At 65.3% G+C, this 15,723-nt stretch carries 25 protein-coding genes and 1 riboswitch; of the genes, 24 read left to right on the plus strand and 1 reads right to left on the minus strand.

The genetic code is table 11. The features are described from left to right. The first annotated feature begins 2 nt into the window (after positions 1 to 2). Both AC1RKE_RS10655 and AC1RKE_RS10660 read left to right on the plus strand, forming a co-directional pair. Positions 3 to 911 (plus strand): transcriptional regulator, encoded by a 909-nt coding sequence (locus tag AC1RKE_RS10655; RefSeq protein ID WP_348684119.1) that lies wholly within the window; start codon positions 3 to 5, stop codon positions 909 to 911. Between the two features lie 99 nt (positions 912 to 1,010). Beyond that, positions 1,011 to 1,886 (plus strand): GIN domain-containing protein, encoded by an 876-nt coding sequence (locus AC1RKE_RS10660; RefSeq protein WP_395942151.1) that lies wholly within the window; start codon positions 1,011 to 1,013, stop codon positions 1,884 to 1,886. 128 nt (positions 1,887 to 2,014) lie between these two features. On the opposite strand, the gene AC1RKE_RS10665 is transcribed toward AC1RKE_RS10660, so the two are convergent. Then, positions 2,015 to 2,767 carry a porin gene (locus AC1RKE_RS10665; RefSeq protein ID WP_348684952.1) on the minus strand — a complete coding sequence of 251 codons (753 nt, stop codon included), beginning with the start codon at positions 2,765 to 2,767 and terminating at the stop codon, positions 2,015 to 2,017. 252 nt (positions 2,768 to 3,019) lie between these two features. Further along, a riboswitch (cobalamin riboswitch) is annotated at positions 3,020 to 3,221 on the plus strand. A 110-nt stretch (positions 3,222 to 3,331) separates the two neighbouring features. On the opposite strand from AC1RKE_RS10665, the gene metE reads away from it, so the two are divergent. The 22 genes from metE to rplO all read left to right on the plus strand — a co-directional run bounded on the left by metE (position 3,332) and on the right by rplO (position 15,658). Continuing rightward, the gene (gene metE / locus AC1RKE_RS10670; protein ID WP_348684950.1) at positions 3,332 to 5,674 is read left to right on the plus strand and encodes a 5-methyltetrahydropteroyltriglutamate--homocysteine S-methyltransferase; all 2,343 of its coding nucleotides are present in this window, start codon (positions 3,332 to 3,334) and stop codon (positions 5,672 to 5,674) included. Between the two features lie 346 nt (positions 5,675 to 6,020). Next, positions 6,021 to 6,326, plus strand: a complete 306-nt coding sequence (gene rpsJ / locus AC1RKE_RS10675) for a 30S ribosomal protein S10 (RefSeq protein WP_003164367.1) — start codon at positions 6,021 to 6,023, stop codon at positions 6,324 to 6,326. Positions 6,327 to 6,346: 20 nt separating this feature from the next. Next, positions 6,347 to 7,096 carry a 50S ribosomal protein L3 gene (gene rplC, locus AC1RKE_RS10680; RefSeq protein WP_152949956.1) on the plus strand — a complete coding sequence of 250 codons (750 nt, stop codon included), beginning with the start codon at positions 6,347 to 6,349 and terminating at the stop codon, positions 7,094 to 7,096. Then, positions 7,096 to 7,734: a 50S ribosomal protein L4 gene (gene rplD / locus AC1RKE_RS10685; RefSeq protein ID WP_152949958.1), complete on the plus strand. Its 639-nt coding sequence runs from the start codon at positions 7,096 to 7,098 to the stop codon at positions 7,732 to 7,734. Before rplC ends, rplD begins: the two co-directional genes overlap by 1 nt. Next, positions 7,734 to 8,036, plus strand: a complete 303-nt coding sequence (locus AC1RKE_RS10690) for a 50S ribosomal protein L23 (protein WP_054765458.1) — start codon at positions 7,734 to 7,736, stop codon at positions 8,034 to 8,036. The genes rplD and AC1RKE_RS10690 overlap by 1 nt, the downstream gene beginning before the upstream one ends. Before the next feature lie 4 nt (positions 8,037 to 8,040). Further along, entirely contained in the window at positions 8,041 to 8,877 is an 837-nt protein-coding gene (gene rplB / locus AC1RKE_RS10695; protein WP_054765459.1) for a 50S ribosomal protein L2, read from the plus strand. 2 nt (positions 8,878 to 8,879) lie between these two features. Beyond that, complete coding sequence (gene rpsS / locus AC1RKE_RS10700) at positions 8,880 to 9,158, plus strand: 30S ribosomal protein S19 (RefSeq protein ID WP_007442184.1); 279 nt, start codon at positions 8,880 to 8,882, stop codon at positions 9,156 to 9,158. Positions 9,159 to 9,161: 3 nt separating this feature from the next. Next, positions 9,162 to 9,542, plus strand: coding sequence for a 50S ribosomal protein L22 (gene rplV, locus AC1RKE_RS10705; RefSeq protein WP_054765460.1), 381 nt, complete (start codon positions 9,162 to 9,164; stop codon positions 9,540 to 9,542). Beyond that, positions 9,542 to 10,297, plus strand: coding sequence for a 30S ribosomal protein S3 (gene rpsC, locus AC1RKE_RS10710; protein WP_054765461.1), 756 nt, complete (start codon positions 9,542 to 9,544; stop codon positions 10,295 to 10,297). Before rplV ends, rpsC begins: the two co-directional genes overlap by 1 nt. 3 nt (positions 10,298 to 10,300) lie before the next feature. Then, positions 10,301 to 10,741, plus strand: coding sequence for a 50S ribosomal protein L16 (gene rplP, locus AC1RKE_RS10715; protein WP_166621472.1), 441 nt, complete (start codon positions 10,301 to 10,303; stop codon positions 10,739 to 10,741). After that, on the plus strand, positions 10,741 to 10,938 hold the full coding sequence (rpmC, locus tag AC1RKE_RS10720; protein ID WP_054765463.1) for a 50S ribosomal protein L29: 198 nt from the start codon (positions 10,741 to 10,743) through the stop codon (positions 10,936 to 10,938). The genes rplP and rpmC overlap by 1 nt, the downstream gene beginning before the upstream one ends. Positions 10,939 to 10,948: 10 nt before the next feature. Continuing rightward, positions 10,949 to 11,191 carry a 30S ribosomal protein S17 gene (gene rpsQ, locus AC1RKE_RS10725; RefSeq protein ID WP_201462487.1) on the plus strand — a complete coding sequence of 81 codons (243 nt, stop codon included), beginning with the start codon at positions 10,949 to 10,951 and terminating at the stop codon, positions 11,189 to 11,191. Between the two features lie 18 nt (positions 11,192 to 11,209). Further along, a complete protein-coding gene (rplN, locus tag AC1RKE_RS10730; protein WP_003164378.1) occupies positions 11,210 to 11,578 on the plus strand; it encodes a 50S ribosomal protein L14 in 369 nt (122 codons plus the stop codon). Positions 11,579 to 11,580: 2 nt separating this feature from the next. Continuing rightward, positions 11,581 to 11,889 carry a 50S ribosomal protein L24 gene (rplX, locus tag AC1RKE_RS10735; protein ID WP_054765465.1) on the plus strand — a complete coding sequence of 103 codons (309 nt, stop codon included), beginning with the start codon at positions 11,581 to 11,583 and terminating at the stop codon, positions 11,887 to 11,889. Then, positions 11,889 to 12,449 (plus strand): 50S ribosomal protein L5, encoded by a 561-nt coding sequence (gene rplE / locus AC1RKE_RS10740; RefSeq protein WP_054765466.1) that lies wholly within the window; start codon positions 11,889 to 11,891, stop codon positions 12,447 to 12,449. The genes rplX and rplE overlap by 1 nt, the downstream gene beginning before the upstream one ends. 19 nt (positions 12,450 to 12,468) lie before the next feature. Further along, a complete protein-coding gene (rpsN, locus tag AC1RKE_RS10745; protein ID WP_054765467.1) occupies positions 12,469 to 12,774 on the plus strand; it encodes a 30S ribosomal protein S14 in 306 nt (101 codons plus the stop codon). A gap of 15 nt (positions 12,775 to 12,789) precedes the next feature. Further along, positions 12,790 to 13,188 carry a 30S ribosomal protein S8 gene (gene rpsH, locus AC1RKE_RS10750; RefSeq protein ID WP_054765468.1) on the plus strand — a complete coding sequence of 133 codons (399 nt, stop codon included), beginning with the start codon at positions 12,790 to 12,792 and terminating at the stop codon, positions 13,186 to 13,188. Position 13,189: 1 nt separating this feature from the next. Beyond that, positions 13,190 to 13,723 carry a 50S ribosomal protein L6 gene (rplF, locus tag AC1RKE_RS10755; protein WP_054765469.1) on the plus strand — a complete coding sequence of 178 codons (534 nt, stop codon included), beginning with the start codon at positions 13,190 to 13,192 and terminating at the stop codon, positions 13,721 to 13,723. 3 nt (positions 13,724 to 13,726) lie between these two features. After that, positions 13,727 to 14,083, plus strand: a complete 357-nt coding sequence (rplR, locus tag AC1RKE_RS10760) for a 50S ribosomal protein L18 (protein ID WP_183215851.1) — start codon at positions 13,727 to 13,729, stop codon at positions 14,081 to 14,083. A 12-nt stretch (positions 14,084 to 14,095) separates the two neighbouring features. Next, positions 14,096 to 14,698, plus strand: coding sequence for a 30S ribosomal protein S5 (gene rpsE / locus AC1RKE_RS10765; protein ID WP_183215849.1), 603 nt, complete (start codon positions 14,096 to 14,098; stop codon positions 14,696 to 14,698). A gap of 3 nt (positions 14,699 to 14,701) precedes the next feature. Further along, positions 14,702 to 14,890 (plus strand): 50S ribosomal protein L30, encoded by a 189-nt coding sequence (rpmD, locus tag AC1RKE_RS10770; RefSeq protein ID WP_054765472.1) that lies wholly within the window; start codon positions 14,702 to 14,704, stop codon positions 14,888 to 14,890. A 174-nt stretch (positions 14,891 to 15,064) separates the two neighbouring features. After that, positions 15,065 to 15,658: a 50S ribosomal protein L15 gene (rplO, locus tag AC1RKE_RS10775; protein WP_305489828.1), complete on the plus strand. Its 594-nt coding sequence runs from the start codon at positions 15,065 to 15,067 to the stop codon at positions 15,656 to 15,658. The last annotated feature ends 65 nt before the right edge of the window (positions 15,659 to 15,723 follow it).

The raw sequence follows: 15,723 nt of genomic DNA on the forward strand, positions 1-15,723 counted from the left end.
CGATGAACGAACGACGCACCCGCTATCCCGGTCCGATCTCAGAGGCGGCGGACCACCCGCACACCCTGGTCGATCAGGGGTTCGCCGAGGATGCGGTCCTGGCGACGGTGCTGGATCGCTATCCCGCCGAACTGTTCGACATCAACCTGTATGACTATGACGAGGCGGGGCAGGTCAGTCTGCGGACCGGCGCGCGAGGGCGGCTGTCCGGCGAGGCCCTGCTGGAGGCCATCAAACAGGGCCGGCTGTGGGTCAATTTGCGGAGCGTGGAGACCGGCTGGCCAGAGCTTTGGGCCGCCGCCATGGACGAATTTCGCAAGATCCAGGCGACCTACCCCGGTCTTAGAGCCGTTCGGAACGCCGGTCAGCTGATCCTGTCGTCGCCCAAGGCGCGGGTGCCCTATCATTTCGACGCGGCAGGGGTGGTCCTGTTCCACATGCGGGGGCGCAAGCGGATCTACGTCTATCCCGGCGACGAGCGGCGATTGCCGGAACGGAACATGGAACAGGTGGTCGCCCGCCAGACGACCGAGGAACTGCCCTATGACCTGGCCTTCGAGCGAGAGGCGCAGATCATCAACCTGGAGCCGGGCCGGGCGCTGACCTGGCCTCTGTATGCGCCGCACAGGGTGGAGAATCTGGATCGGTTCTGCGTCAGCCTGTCGATGGACTTCCAGACCTGGCCGTCGCGTTTCCGAAACGGAGCCCTGTTCACCAACGCCGTCCTTCGCAGCCGCGGCGGACGCCCGCGGTGCACCGACGCCATGGGGACGCCCGAGCTGGCGGCCCGCTGGGCGGCCTCTCTGGCCCTTAAGCGCGCCGGATTGTTGAAGAGCCGGATCGCCCATTTCGAACGCGACTTCGAACCGCAGATCGGCGCCGCCGACGGAGCGGGAGAGATCCGGGCCTGAGGCGGGGCCAGGTTAATTCGGGTTCATGACCTGAAGTTAAAATGACTTCGGTCGCCCGGGCGATCACCCTTCTCCCATAGTCAGGGAAAGGGAGCTCTCATGAAGACCGTTCTGATCGCCGCCGCCGCATTGACGGCCTGCGCCGCAGCCGCGCCGGCGTCTGCCGCCGAGGTCGAAATCCGCAACGCTGTCGCGCGCGTCGTCGTCATCGTCGAAGACCGCCAGGACGTCGCCGTGGAGGTGACGCAGGGACGCTCCCGGCTGCCCGCGCTCCAGGTGCGTCGTCAGGGACGGGACGTCCGCATCGACGGCGGCCTGCGTCGCACCGGGATGTGGGGCGGCGACATCCGCAACTGCAACGCCGGGCGTGCGGGCGCCGCCCAACCTGGCGAAGGCGCCAGTGTTGAGGTGCGCAACCTGGGCCGCGTCCGTCTGGAAGACGCGCCGCTGATCGTGTTGCGCACCCCGCGTGATGTGGACGTCAGCGCGGAGGGCGCTGTTTTCGGCGCCGTGGGACGCGGCGCACGTTCGGTCGAACTGGACAGCGGCGGGTGCGGCTCTTGGACGGTGGCCAATGTCGACGGCGGCTTGGAACTGAGCGTCGGCGGCTCAGGCTCGATCCGAGCCGGCGCTTCACGCAGCTTGGAAGCCAATGTGGGCGGTTCAGGCTCCGTCGCGGCGGGCGCGACCGGAAATCTGAAGACCAGCGTCGGGGGCGCGGGCCGGGTCGATGTGGCGGCTGTCTCGGGCCAGGGGGATATTTCGATAGGCGGGTCGGGCGGCGTGACCGTGCGCCAGGGCCGTCTGGACAAGCTGTCGGTGTCGATCGGCGGGTCAGGCGAGGTTCACTACGGAGGGACGACCCGCGACCTCAACGTGGCGATAGCGGGGTCCGGCGACGTCTATGTTGCGGCGGCGACCGGCTCGGTCTCCCGGTCAATCGTCGGCTCAGGCTCCGTTCAAATCGGACGCTGACATCCGCTTCTCGCCGCTGGAAGGCTCCGGTCGTGGAACCCCGGATCTTCCGCAATGGGACGGCGGCGATGAAAAAGCCCCGGCGGATCGCTCCGCCGGGGCTTTTTTTAGTCAGCAGGCCGTCAGGCTTAGAAGGCGCCCAGGACGCTGGTGATGGCCGAAACGCCCAGGTTGGCGCCGGCCCGGTCGCGGGCTTGCAGACCGCCGCCGAAGCTGTAGCGCAGGCCGACCGACCAGGTGTCGACGTCGACCGACTCGATGTCGGCGCGGGTGTAGGAAGCGCCGACCGAGAACGGGCTGTTCTCGATTTCGTACTCGGCGCCAACGCCGTAGGTCCAGGCGTCCACGTCGCCGCCGGCGACATCGACGTTGTTGTAGCTGACGCCGGCGTTCAGGCGCAGGTTCGGCATGACGTAGAAGGCGGCGTCGCCGCCGACGGTCCAGATGTCGGCGTCCACGTCGTCGGCCGTGGTGTAGGCGACCAGGCCGGTCAGGGTCGCGTTGGACAGGTACTTCTGGGCCTCGGCGCCGACGGTCCAGACCGGCTCATCGCCCGAGCCGATGCCGTTGGCGGCGACGAAGGCGCCGGCGCGGACGTCCGAGCTCCACATCTTGGTCAGGTGGGCGGCGGCGACGCCGGTGAAGTCTTCTTCACCGAAGGCCTTGGTGTAGTCGACGGCGCCGTTCAGGGTCACGGTCCAGTCAGCGGCCGGCAGGGCGACCGTGCCGTCCACGGTCCAGACGTCGGCGTCGACATCGTTGCCGGCGACTTCGATCGAGGGGTTGGAATAGGTCACGCCGACCGAGCCGACGGCGTCTTGGGCGAAGGCCGGGGCGGCGAACAGGGCGGCGGCGGCCGTGGCGAGGAGGATCGTCTTCATTTTCTTTTGTCCTTAGCAGTCTCGACCCGGATGGGGGTCCGGGGAGGGCGGCTGCTATCAGGCGCGGACGAAGCTGAGCATTAAATCGTCGTTACGTAAGTGTCTTGAAACTGTCGTGTTGCCCATCCGCCACGCCTTGTGGTCGCAATGTGTCAGGGGTGGGCGCATCTGGAGGCAAAGGGTTAAGCTGTGGCAATCGCATAATCGTATAAGCATATCCTTATATGTATTGACGGCCTGCTGATTGTGAGGCCATCCTCAGCCGTCGTGGTCTGCACGTGGTCTTCGGAACACGTGCAGCTAAGAGGGAAGCCGGTGTGAAACCGGCGCTGCCCCCGCAACTGTAAGCGGCGAGTCGAAGGTCCATCTCGTGTCACTGGCGTTCACGCCGGGAAGGCCGGACCCTAGGCGTCGACCCGTGAGCCAGGAGACCTGCCCCGACAGATAACGTCCTCCGGCGGGGTGTCCGGTCAGGCCGCATGCGCGCCGCCGGACCCTGCACGTCCGCGTCGGCGTCCGCGCGACCCTGTCCGAAGCCTGGCCACAACACAGGTTTCGAACGTCATGACCCGCCACACCGTCCAGGTCGCCACCCTCGGCTTTCCCCGCATCGGCCCCAAGAGAGAGCTGAAGACCGCGCTCGAGGCCTATTGGGCCGGCAAGACCGACGCCGAGGCCCTTCTGTCCGCCGCCGCCCAGCTGCGTGGCCTGACCTGGGCGCGCCAGCGTGACCTGGGGGCCGACGTCGTGCCGTCCAACGACTTCTCTCTCTATGACCATGTGCTCGACCTGACCGCCATGGTCGGCGCCGTGCCGCCCGCCTACGGCTGGCGCGGGGATCGTGTCGATCTGGCGACCTACTTCGCCATGGCCCGCGGTTCACGGGGCGACGGCCAGGCGTGCGCACACGGTCACGCCCATGCGAGCGGCGAGGGGACGCCGGCCATGGAGATGACCAAATGGTTCGACACCAACTACCATTATCTCGCGCCTGAATTTACCGCCGACCAGGTGTTCCGTCTCGGCTCGACCAAGGCGCTGGACGAATATCTGGAGGCCAAGGCGCTGGGGATCGAGACCCGGCCGGTGCTGCTGGGGCCTGTCTCTTATCTTCTTCTGGGTAAGACGCGGGGCGAGCCGTTTGACGTTCTCACCCTGCTGCCGCGCCTGCTGCCGATCTATGCCGAGGTGCTGCGGTCCCTGGCGCGCGCCGGCGCCACCTGGGTGCAGATGGACGAGCCCTGCCTGGTCACCGATCTGAGCGATGAGGCGAAGGCGGCGTATGATCACGCCTATCGGGTGCTGGCCGACGTGACGCCGCCGATCAAGCTGATGCTGACCACCTATTTCGGTGGGCTCGGGGATAATCTGGAGGCCGTGCTGCGCCTGCCGGTTCACGGACTGCACATCGACCTGATCCGGGCGCCGGAGCAGTTGGCCCAGGTCGCGTCTGCGGCGCGCGTGGATCAGGTGCTGTCGCTTGGCGTCATCGACGGCCGCAACGTCTGGAAGGCCGACCTCAACGCCGTGCTGGACAAGGTGGAGCCCCTGGTCGCGGCCGGGCGCAGGGTGATGATCGCCCCGTCCTCCTCCTTGCTGCACGCCCCGATCGATCTGGAACGGGAGACCGGGCTCGATCCCGAGATCAAGGACTGGCTGGCCTTCGCCGTGCAGAAGGTGGCCGAGTTGGCCACCCTGGCGCGGGCGTTGAATGAAGGCCGCGGCGCGGTGAAAGCGGCGCTCGACGCCTCGACCTCCTCGGTCGCCTCACGTCGCACTTCACCGCGCATCAACGACCCCAAGGTCCAGGCGCGAGCCGCCGATGCCGACCCCGCCCTGGCGCTCAGAAACTCCTGCTTTGAAATTCGTCGCCAGGTTCAGCGAGGGCGTCTGAATCTGCCCGCCTATCCGACCACCACCATAGGCTCCTTTCCTCAGACGGCTGAGATCCGAAAGGCGCGCGCTGATCACGGGCGAGGCGTCATCGACGATGCGGCCTACGCCCGCTTGCTGCGCGACGAGACCGCGCGAACGGTCAAGTGGCAGGAGGCGCTCGGCCTGGATGTCCTGGTCCACGGCGAGTTCGAGCGCAACGACATGGTCCAGTATTTTGGCGAGCACTTGTCCGGCTTCGTCTTCACAAAGGCCGCCTGGGTGCAGTCCTACGGTTCGCGCTGCGTGCGCCCGCCGATCCTCTACGGCGACGTCGCGCGGCCCAGGCCCATGACAGTCGAATGGTGGCGCTATGCGCAGGGTCTCACCGACAGACCGGTGAAAGGCATGCTGACGGGCCCCGTCACGATTCTGAACTGGTCCTTCGTGCGCGACGACCAGCCGCGCAGCACCACCTGCCGTCAGATCGCCTTCGCCATCCGCGACGAGGTAGTCGATCTCGAAACCGCCGGCGCCGCCGTCATCCAGATCGACGAGGCCGCCCTGCGCGAGGGCCTGCCCCTGCGGCGCGCCGACTGGGACGACTATCTGGAATGGGCGGTCGAAAGCTTCCGCATCACGGCCTCGGGGGTCCGGGACGAAACCCAGATCCACACCCATATGTGCTATTCGGAGTTCAACGACATCATACAGGCCATCGGAGCCATGGACGCCGACGTCATCTCCATCGAGACCTCGCGGTCCAGGATGGAACTGCTCGACGCCTTTTCCGACTACCGCTATCCGGCCGAGATCGGGCCGGGCGTCTATGACATCCACTCGCCGCGCGTCCCCACGGTCGAGGCGATGACCGCCCTGCTGAAGGCGGCGGCGCGCAAACTGCCGCAGGACCGGCTTTGGGTGAATCCGGATTGCGGGTTGAAGACGCGGGCTTGGCCCGAGACTGAGGCGGCGCTCGCCAATATGGTGACGGCGGCGCGGCTCATGAGGGCGGGGGAGACGGCGGCGGCCTGATCATTTGCGGCCAGCGGAGGCGGTGTTCGACCGTCCTCCGACCGGCGCGGAAAATCCTATCGCCGCTCTTGGTTCCGCGCTTGACGAAATCGGAATCGCTAGGCATAAGCCGCCACTCTTGTTGGACCGGCTGTGCATCCCCGGATGCAGACGCGGTTCGCAGGAACGACCTGAGACCCTGTTCTTTGCAGTGACCCAGGACTTTAACGGCCTTCGCAGGCGACTGCGTGGGCCGATCGTTTTTGCGGATTTGCGTACCCTGAGGGCCTAGCGCCCGAAGGCCTTCGGTCTTTGAAATGGTTCACAGGGACGCGGTCCTCCGACCGCATTGGAAGTAAGCACCGATATGGATCAAAGCATCCGCATCAGGCTCAAGGCCTTTGATCACCGCGTCCTCGATTTTTCGACGCGCGAGATCGTCAACACCGCCAAGCGCACCGGCGCCACTGTCCGTGGTCCGATTCCGCTGCCGACCCTGATCGAAAAGTTCACCGTGAACCGCTCTCCGCACGTCGATAAGAAGTCGCGTGAGCAGTTTGAAATCCGCACGCACAAGCGCGTGCTCGACATCGTCGACCCCACCCCGCAGACCGTGGACGCGCTCATGAAGCTCGACCTGTCCGCCGGCGTGGACGTCGAGATCAAGATTTAAGTAGAAAGAGGCGGGATCCGATGCGCACGGGCGTGATCGCCAAGAAGCTGGGCATGACCCGCGTGTTCGCCGATGACGGCGCGCACGTTCCGGTCACTGTGCTGCAGCTCGACGGCTGCCAAGTCGTCGGCCAACGTACCCAGGAGCGTGACGGCTACGTCGCTCTCCAGCTGGGCGCTGGCGCGAAGAAGGCTAAGAACACCAACAAGGCTCAACGCGAGACCTTCGCCAAGGCGGAAGTCGAGCCCAAGGCCTATGTGACCGAGTTCCGCGTCGATGCGGACGGTCTGCTGGACGTGGGCGCCGAACTGTCGGCCGACCACTTTGTGGCGGGCCAGAAGGTCGATATCCAGGGCGAGACCATCGGTAAGGGTTTCGCCGGCGCCATGAAGCGCTGGAATTTCGGCGGTCTGCGCGCCACGCACGGCGTGTCGCTGTCGCACCGTTCGCATGGTTCGACGGGTAACCGTCAGGACCCGGGCCGTACCTTCCCCGGCAAGAAGATGGCCGGCCACTACGGCGCCGAAACCGTCACCACCCAGAACCTGACCGTCGTCCGCGTGGACGCCGAGCGTGGCCTGATCCTGATCAAGGGCGCTGTCCCCGGTCATGACGGCGCCTACGTCAAGGTTCGCGACGCCATCAAGAAGGCCCGTCCGGCCGAGGCTCCGTTCCCCGGCGCCGTGAAGTCGAACAAGGCCGCTCAACCCGCTGAGACGCCCGCTGAAGAAGCGCCGGCCGTCGAAGCGACCGAAGGCGGTGAAGCGTAATGAAACTCTCGGTCATCAAACTCGACGGCAAGGCTGCCGGCGACGTGGAGCTCTCGGACGCCGTCTTCGGCATCTCCGAAATCCGCGGCGACATCCTGGCCCGCACCGTCAGCTGGCAGCTGGCCAAGCGCCGCGCCGGCACGCACAAGGTTCAGACCCGCAACGAGAACTCTCGTACGGGTAAGAAGATGTACAAGCAGAAGGGCACCGGCGGCGCTCGTCACGGTTCGCGCCGTGCGCCGCAGTTCGTCGGCGGCTCGCGCGCCTTCGGTCCGGTCGTTCGCGATCACGGCTTCTCCCTGCCGAAGAAGATCCGCGCCCTGGCCCTGCGTCACGCCCTGTCGTCCAAGGTGAAGTCGGGCGACCTGGTCGTCGTCGACAGCGTCTCGGTCACGGAAGCCAAGACGGCCGCCCTGCGCGAGACGCTGGGCAAGCTGGGCTGGACCAAGGCTCTGATCATCGCGGGTCCGGAAGTCGACGCCAACTTCGGTCTGGCCGCCCGCAACATCCCGCACATCGACGTGCTGCCGAACGCCGGCCTGAACGTCTATGACATCCTGCGGGCCGACAAGCTGGTGCTGACCAAGGCCGCCGTCGAGGCGATCGAAGCCCGCTTCAGCGATAAGGAAGCCGCGTAATGGCCGCTCAACCTACCGCCAAGCACTACGACACCATCCTGGCCCCGGTGATCACCGAAAAGGCCACGATCCTGTCCGAGCAGAACAAGGTCGTCTTCCGCGTCGCCGACACGGCGACCAAGGACGAGATCGCCGCTGCGGTCGAAAGCCTGTTCAAAGTCAACGTCGTCAAGGTCAACACCCTGGTCCAAAAGGGCAAGACCAAGCGCTTCCGGGGCATCCTCGGCCGTCGCGTCGACATCAAAAAAGCGATCGTGACCCTGGCCGACGGCCAGTCGATCGACGTCACCACGGGGCTCTGATCAGATGGCCTTGAAACATTACAATCCGACTTCGCCGGGCCGTCGCGCCCTCGTGCTGGTCGACCGTTCGGAACTCCACAAGGGCCGTCCGGAAAAGTCGCTGACCGAAGGTCTGACCAAGTCGGGCGGTCGCGGGCAGGGCGGTCGCGTCGCGGTCCGCTTCCGCGGCGGCGGCGCCAAGACCCTGTACCGCAAGATCGACTTCAAGCGTCGCAAGTGGGACATGGTCGGCACGGTCGAGCGTCTGGAATACGATCCGAACCGCACGGCCTTCATCGCCCTCGTGACCTATGAGGACGGCGAGAAGACCTACATCATCGCGCCGCAACGCCTGAAGGCGGGCGACACGGTGGTCGCGGGCGAAAAGACCGACGTGAAGCCGGGCAACGCCATGCCGCTTCGTTCGATGCCGGTGGGTACGATCATCCACAACATCGAGATGAAGCCCGGCAAGGGCGCTCAGCTGGCCCGTTCGGCCGGCGCCTATGCCCAGCTGGTGGGTCGCGATCAGGGCTACGCCCAGATCCGTCTCGGCTCGGGCGAGCTGCGCATGGTCCTGGACAGCTGCATGGCCACGGTGGGCGCGGTTTCGAACCCCGACCACATGAACCAGAACCTGGGCAAGGCCGGCCGCAAGCGCCACATGGGCTGGCGTCCGCACGTCCGCGGCGTCGCCATGAACCCGATCGACCACCCGCACGGTGGTGGTGAAGGCCGGACCTCCGGTGGTCGTACCCCCGTAACGCCGTGGGGTAAGGACACCAAGGGCACCCGCACCCGTAAGAACAAGGCTACGGACAAGTTCATCATCCGTACCCGTCACGTGAAGAAGGCTCGCTAAGAATGGCCCGCTCCTCCTGGAAAGGCCCGTTTGTCGACGGGTATCTGCTCAAGAAGGCCGACGCCGTTCAATCGTCGGGCCGCAAGGACGTGATCAAGACCTGGTCGCGCCGCTCCACCATCCTGCCGCAGTTCGTCGGTCTGACGTTCGGCGTCCATAACGGTCAGAAGCACGTTCCCGTGTCGGTCTCGGAAGAGATGGTCGGCATGAAGTTCGGCGAGTTCGCCCCGACTCGGAACTTCCCGGGTCACGCGGCGGACAAGAAGGCCAAAAGGAAGTAACCGATGGCCCAGACCAAGAACATTCGTCGGGTCGGCCCGACCGAGGCCCGCGCCAAGCAGGTCAACATGCGCATCAGCCCTCAGAAGCTGAACCTGGTCGCCGCCTCGATCCGCGGCATGCCGGTTCAGAAGGCGCTGAACGAGCTGGAATTCAGCCGTAAGCGCATCGCCGGCGACGTCCGCAAGGTCCTGTATTCGGCGATCTCGAACGCCGAGAACAACCACAACCTCGACATCGACAACCTGGTCGTCGCCGAGGCCTTTGTGGGCAAGAACCTGGTGATGAAGCGTTTCGCGAGCCGCGCTCGTGGTCGCTCGTCGCGCATCCTGAAACCGTTCAGCGAGATCACCATCGTGGTCCGCGAAGCCGGCGAGGCCGCCTGATGGGACAGAAAATCAATCCGGTCGGTCTGCGCCTCGGCGTGAACCGCACGTGGGACAGCCGTTGGTTCGCCGCCGGCGCCGACTATTCCCGCCTGCTGCACCAGGACCTGAAGCTGCGCGAGTGGCTGCGGGAACGCCTGTCGGCCGCCGGCGTGTCGCGCATCATCATCGAGCGCCCGCACAAGAAGTGCCGCATCACCATCTATGCCGCCCGTCCGGGCGTCGTGATCGGCAAGAAGGGCGCTGACATCGAGAAGCTCCGCAAGGACATCTCGGCGCGCACCGAAGGTGAAGTTCACCTGAACATCATCGAAGTCCGCAAGCCGGAAACCGACGCTCAGCTGATCGCCGAGAACATCGCGCAGCAGCTGGAACGCCGCGTGGCCTTCCGTCGCGCCATGAAGCGCGCCATGCAGTCGGCCATGCGTCTGGGCGCCAAGGGCATTCGGATGAATGTCTCGGGTCGTCTGGGCGGCGCCGAAATCGCGCGGATGGAATGGTATCGCGAAGGCCGCGTGCCGCTTCACACCCTGCGGGCCGACATCGACTACGGCTTCTACGAAGCCAAGACGACCTACGGCATCATCGGCGTGAAGGTCTGGGTGTTTAAGGGAGAAGTGCTTGAGCACGACCCGATGGCCCAGGACAAGCGTTGGGCCCAGGAAGCCTCGGGTCCGTCCTCGAACGAAGGCCGCGAACGCGGCGGCCCCCGTGGCGACCGCGGTCCGCGTCGCGATCGGGGACGTGAGAACTAAGTCATGTTGCAACCGAAGAAGACCAAGTACCGCAAGGCCTTCAAGGGCCGTATCCACGGCTCGGCCAAGGGCGGCTTCTCGCTGAACTTCGGGTCGTACGGCCTGAAGACGCTGGAACCGGAACGCATCACGGCGCGTCAGATCGAAGCGGCCCGCCGCGCGATCACCCGCCAGATGAAGCGTCAGGGCCGCGTCTGGATCCGCGTCTTCCCCGACCTGCCCGTCACGGGCAAGCCGGCCGAAGTCCGGATGGGTAAGGGCAAGGGCGCGGTGGACTACTGGGCCGCGCGCTGCCACCCGGGCCGTATCCTGTTTGAAATCGACGGCGTGTCGGACGAGGTCGCCCGCGAGGCGCTCCGTCTCGGCGCCGCCAAGCTGCCGGTCCGCACCAAGGTCGTGACCCGCATCGACGCCGGCATCGCCCACGTTGAGGAAGCCGCCTAATGACCAAGATCGCCGATCTGCGGTCGCAAACGACCGACCAACTGGCCGACGAGCTGCTGAAGCTCAAGAAGGAACAGTTCAACCTGCGTTTCCAGGCGGCCACCGGCCAGATGGAGAAAACCCACCGCGTGGGTGAAGTGCGCAAAGACATCGCCCGCATCTCGACGCTTCTGCGCGAGAAGCGTGCGGCCTCGTAAGGAAACGAATATGCCCAAGCGAATTCTTGAAGGCGTGGTCGTGTCCGACAAGGGCGACAAGACCGTCGTCGTGAAGGTGGAGCGCACCCTGCTGCACCCGCTGCTGAAGAAGACCGTCCGGTCTTCCAAGAAGTATCACGCCCACGACGAAGCCAACGCGCTCAAAGTCGGCGACATCGCTCGCATCGTCGAGTGCGCCCCCAAGTCCAAGTTGAAGCGCTGGGAAGTCCTTTCCAACGCCTCCGCCTCGTAATCAGAAGGATCTGATCTTATGATCCAGATGCAAACTAACCTGGAAGTGGCCGATAATTCGGGCGCCCGCCGGGTCATGTGCATCAAGGTGTTGGGCGGCTCCAAGCGCCGCTACGCCTCGATCGGCGACACTATCGTCGCCTCCGTGAAGGAAGCCATTCCGCGCGGCCGCGTGAAGAAGGGCGACGTCGTGCGCGCCATCGTCGTGCGCACCGCCAAGGACATCCAACGCAAGGACGGCTCGGTCATTCGTTTTGACAAGTCGGCCGCCGTCATCGTCAACAAGCAGAACGAGCCCGTCGGCACGCGGATCTTCGGCCCGGTTCCCCGCGAACTGCGCGCCAAGAACCACATGAAGATCATCTCGCTGGCTCCGGAGGTCCTGTAACCATGGCCGCCAAGATCAAGAAGGGCGACCGCGTCGTCGTCCTCACCGGCAAGGACAAGGGCCGCACGGGCAATGTGCTGAAGGTCCTGCCCTCCGAAAACCGCGTCGTCGTGGAAGGTGTCAACATGGTTCAGCGCCACACGCGTCCGAGCCAGGCTGACCCGCAGGGCGGCATCAAGAACAAGGAAGCCTCGCTTCACCTGTCGAACGTCGCGATCGCCGACGCCAACGGCAAGGCGACCCGCGTCGGCTTCCGGATCGAAGGGGACAAGAAGGTCCGCTTCGCCAAGACGACGGGAGACGTCATCTGATGGCTACCGAGAAATACACCCCCCGGCTGAAGGCCGAGTATCAGAACCGCATCCGTGCGGAGATGAAGGCCAAGTTCGGCTATACGAACGAAATGCAGGTGCCCAAGCTGGACAAGATCGTCCTGAACATGGGCATCGGCGAAGCCGTCGCCGACTCCAAGAAGGCCAATGCGGCCCTCAAGGATCTGACGGCCATCGCCGGTCAGAAGGCCGTCGCCACCAAGGCCCGTAACTCCATCGCCGGCTTCAAGCTGCGCGAAGGCATGGTCATCGGCGGCAAGGTCACCCTGCGCGGCGACCAGATGTACGAGTTCCTGGACCGGTTCATCACGATCGCGCTGCCGCGCGTGAAGGACTTCCGCGGTCTGAAGGGCACGTCCTTCGACGGTCGCGGCAACTACGCCACCGGTCTGAAGGAGCACATCGTGTTCCCGGAAATCAATTACGACCAGATCGACCAGATGTGGGGCATGGACATTGTCGTCTGCACCACGGCCAAGACCGATGAGGAAGCCAAGGCTCTCCTCACCGAGTTCAAGTTCCCGTTCTTGAAGAACTGAGCGGGAAGGGAAGAGCACAATGGCTAAAAAGAGCGCCGTAAACCGCAACGAAGCCGTCAAGGCCCTGGTTGCGAAGTATGCCGCGAAGCGGGCCGCCCTGAAGGCGACCGCCAACGACGAAAACCTGCCGCTTGAGGAGCGCTTCGCCGCGCGCCTGAAGTTGGCTGAACTGCCGCGCAACTCCGCGCCGAGCCGCATTCGCAACCGTTGCGAAGTGACCGGTCGTCCGCGTGCGTTCTATCGCAAGCTCAAGATGAGCCGGATCGCGCTGCGTGAGCTTGGCAACCTGGGTCAGATCCCGGGCCTGACCAAGTCCAGCTGGTAAGGGGAGCGAAGAGACATGATGATCAACGATCCCCTGAGCGACATGATCGCTCGCATCAAGAACGCGGCGACCCGCAAGCGTTCCAAGGTGCTGACCCCCGCTTCCCGTCTGCGCCAGCGCGTCCTCGACGTGCTGCAGGACGAGGGCTACATCCGCGGCTACAACCTGGTTCAGAACCCGGGTGAGTTTCCGCAGTTCGAGATCGAGCTGAAGTATTTCGACGGTCAGCCCGTCATCGCCGAGATCGCGCGCGTGTCCAAGCCGGGCCGCCGCGTCTACTCCGCGATCGGCGATCTGAAGCCCGTCAAGAACGGCCTCGGCATCTCGATCCTCTCGACTTCGAAGGGCGTCATGTCCGACGCCGCCGCTCGCGACGCCAATGTCGGCGGCGAAGTCCTCTGCAGGGTCTACTGATATGTCCCGTATTGGCAAGAAAACCATCGCAGTGCCGAAGGGCGTGACGGTCACGCTCGACGGCCAAACCGTCTCGGTGAAGGGTCCGAAGGGCGAACGCTCCTGGACCGTCGCCGAAGAGATCGAAGTCAAGCACGAAGGCGACGAGCTGTCGCTGGGCCTGCGGACCGACACCCAGCGCGGTCGCGCCATGTGGGGTCTGTCGCGCACCCTGGTCGACAACATGGTCACCGGCGTCACCACCGGCTTCGAGAAGTCGCTGGAACTGGTCGGCGTGGGTTACCGCGCCGCGATGAAGGGCAACGCCCTGTCGCTGCAGCTCGGCTTCTCGCATGAAGTCGATATCGACCCGCCGGCCGGCGTCAGCTTCGCCGTTCCGAAGCAGACCGAGATCAAGATCCTGGGCGCGGACAAGCAGGCCGTCGGTCAGATCGCCGCGGTCATCCGCAAGCTGCGTCCGCCGGAGCCCTACAAGGGCAAGGGCGTCCGTTACGCCGGCGAGACCGTGCGTCGCAAGGAAGGCAAGAAGAAGTAAGTCATGGCTCTTTCTCTTCGACAACAAGCCAAGCGCCGCGCCGAGCGCACGCGCCGTCGCCTGAAGGCTGTCGCCAACGGTCGCCTGCGTCTGTCGGTCTATCGTTCGGACAAGAACATCTCGGCCCAGATCATCGACGACGCCCAGGGCGTGACGGTCGTGGCCGCCTCGTCGCTGGAAGGCGGCAGGGGGTCCAAGGGGTCGGACATCGCCGCGGCTACGGCCATCGGCAAGCTGATCGCCGAGCGCGCCATCGAAAAGGGCGTCAAGGACGTCGTCTTCGACCGGGGCGAGTACATCTATCACGGACGGGTGAAGGCGCTGGCGGAAGCCGCGCGTGAAGCCGGCCTGAACTTCTAAGGGACGCGACAGATGGCGCAACAACCCCAACGCGGCGGCGGCGATCGTAATCGCCGCGACCGCAACGCTCCCGCCGCCGCCGAGGCCCCGGAAAGCGACATCATCGAGAAGCTGGTGCACATCAACCGCGTCGCCGCCACCGTTAAGGGCGGCCGTCGCTTCAGCTTCGCCGCCCTGATGGTCGTCGGCGACGGCAAGGGTCGCGTCGGCTTCGGTCACGGCAAGGCGCGCGAAGTGCCGGAAGCCATCCGCAAGGCGACCGAAGAAGCCAAGAAGACGATGATCCGCGTGCCTCTGCGCGAGAACCGCACCCTGCACCACGACGGCAACGGCCGTTGGGGCGCCGGCAAGATCATGATGCGCGCGGCCCCTCCCGGCACCGGCGTCATCGCGGGCGGTCCGATGCGTGCGGTCCTCGAAACCCTCGGCGTCCAGGACGTCGTGGGCAAGTCGACCGGTTCGTCGAACCCCTACAACATGATCCGTGCGACGTTCGAAGCCCTGAAGGTTCAGTCGTCGCCCCGTCAGGTCGCGTCCAAGCGCGGCAAGAAGGTCGCGGATCTGATGGGTCGTCGCAACGACGGCGCCTCGGCGCCCGAAGCCGTGGAGTCCTAAGTCATGGCCGAGAAGAAGACCGTCACCATCAAGCAGATCGGCTCGCCGATCCGCCGCAAGAACGACCAGCGCGCCACCCTGGTGGGCCTGGGCCTGAACCGCATGGGTCGTGAAGCGACCCTGGAGGACACCCCTTCGGTTCGCGGCATGATCGCCAAGGTCCACCACCTGGTGGAAGTGGTCGAGAAGTAAGACTGTTCGCTACGCGAAGTGGCGAGTGATGAGTGGCGAGTGACGAGTAGCCCGGGTGTCGGTTCGACCGATTTCTCTTGACTCGCCACTCATCACTCGCCACTCGCCACTTTCTTTTTTCCAAGCCGAGTCCGGACGAATGTCCGGGCGCTAGCACCCGAAAGGATCAGGCACATGAAACTGAACGAAATCCGCGACAACGAAGGCGCGCACAAGAAGCGCATGCGCGTGGGCCGCGGCCCCGGCTCCGGCAAGGGCAAGACCTCGGGCCGCGGCGTCAAGGGTCAGAAGTCGCGGACGGGCGTCAGCCTGCTGGGCTTCGAAGGCGGCCAGATGCCGCTGTACATGCGCATGCCCAAGCGCGGCTTCAACAATCCCAATGCCCTGAAGCTGGCCGAAGTGAACCTGTGGCGTCTGCAAGACGCCATCGACGCCGGCAAGCTGGACGCCTCGGCCGAGATCAAGGGTGAAGCCCTGGTCGCCGCCGGCGTGATCCGCCGCGTCAAGGACGGCGTCCGTCTGCTGGGCACCGGCGAAATCAAGGCCAAGCTGAACCTGGTCGTCTGGTCGGCCACGGCCGGCGCCAAGAAGGCCATTGAAGCCGCGGGCGGTTCGGTTCTCGAACAGCGTATCGAAGCCGAAGCCAAGGCTGCGGCCCGCGTCGAGAAGCGCAACGCCGCCAAGGGCAAGGCTCCGGCCGCCAAGGCGCCCAAGGGCGACGCCAACAAGGTCTCGGCCCGCGCCAAGCGCGTCGCTTCCAAGGCCTGAACAACGCGTCGTCGCGGCGCGTATAGGCCGTGGCCTGAATACACCTGCGACGACGAAACAACGGA

The organism is Brevundimonas sp. GW822-FHT03E11, from assembly GCF_058801445.1.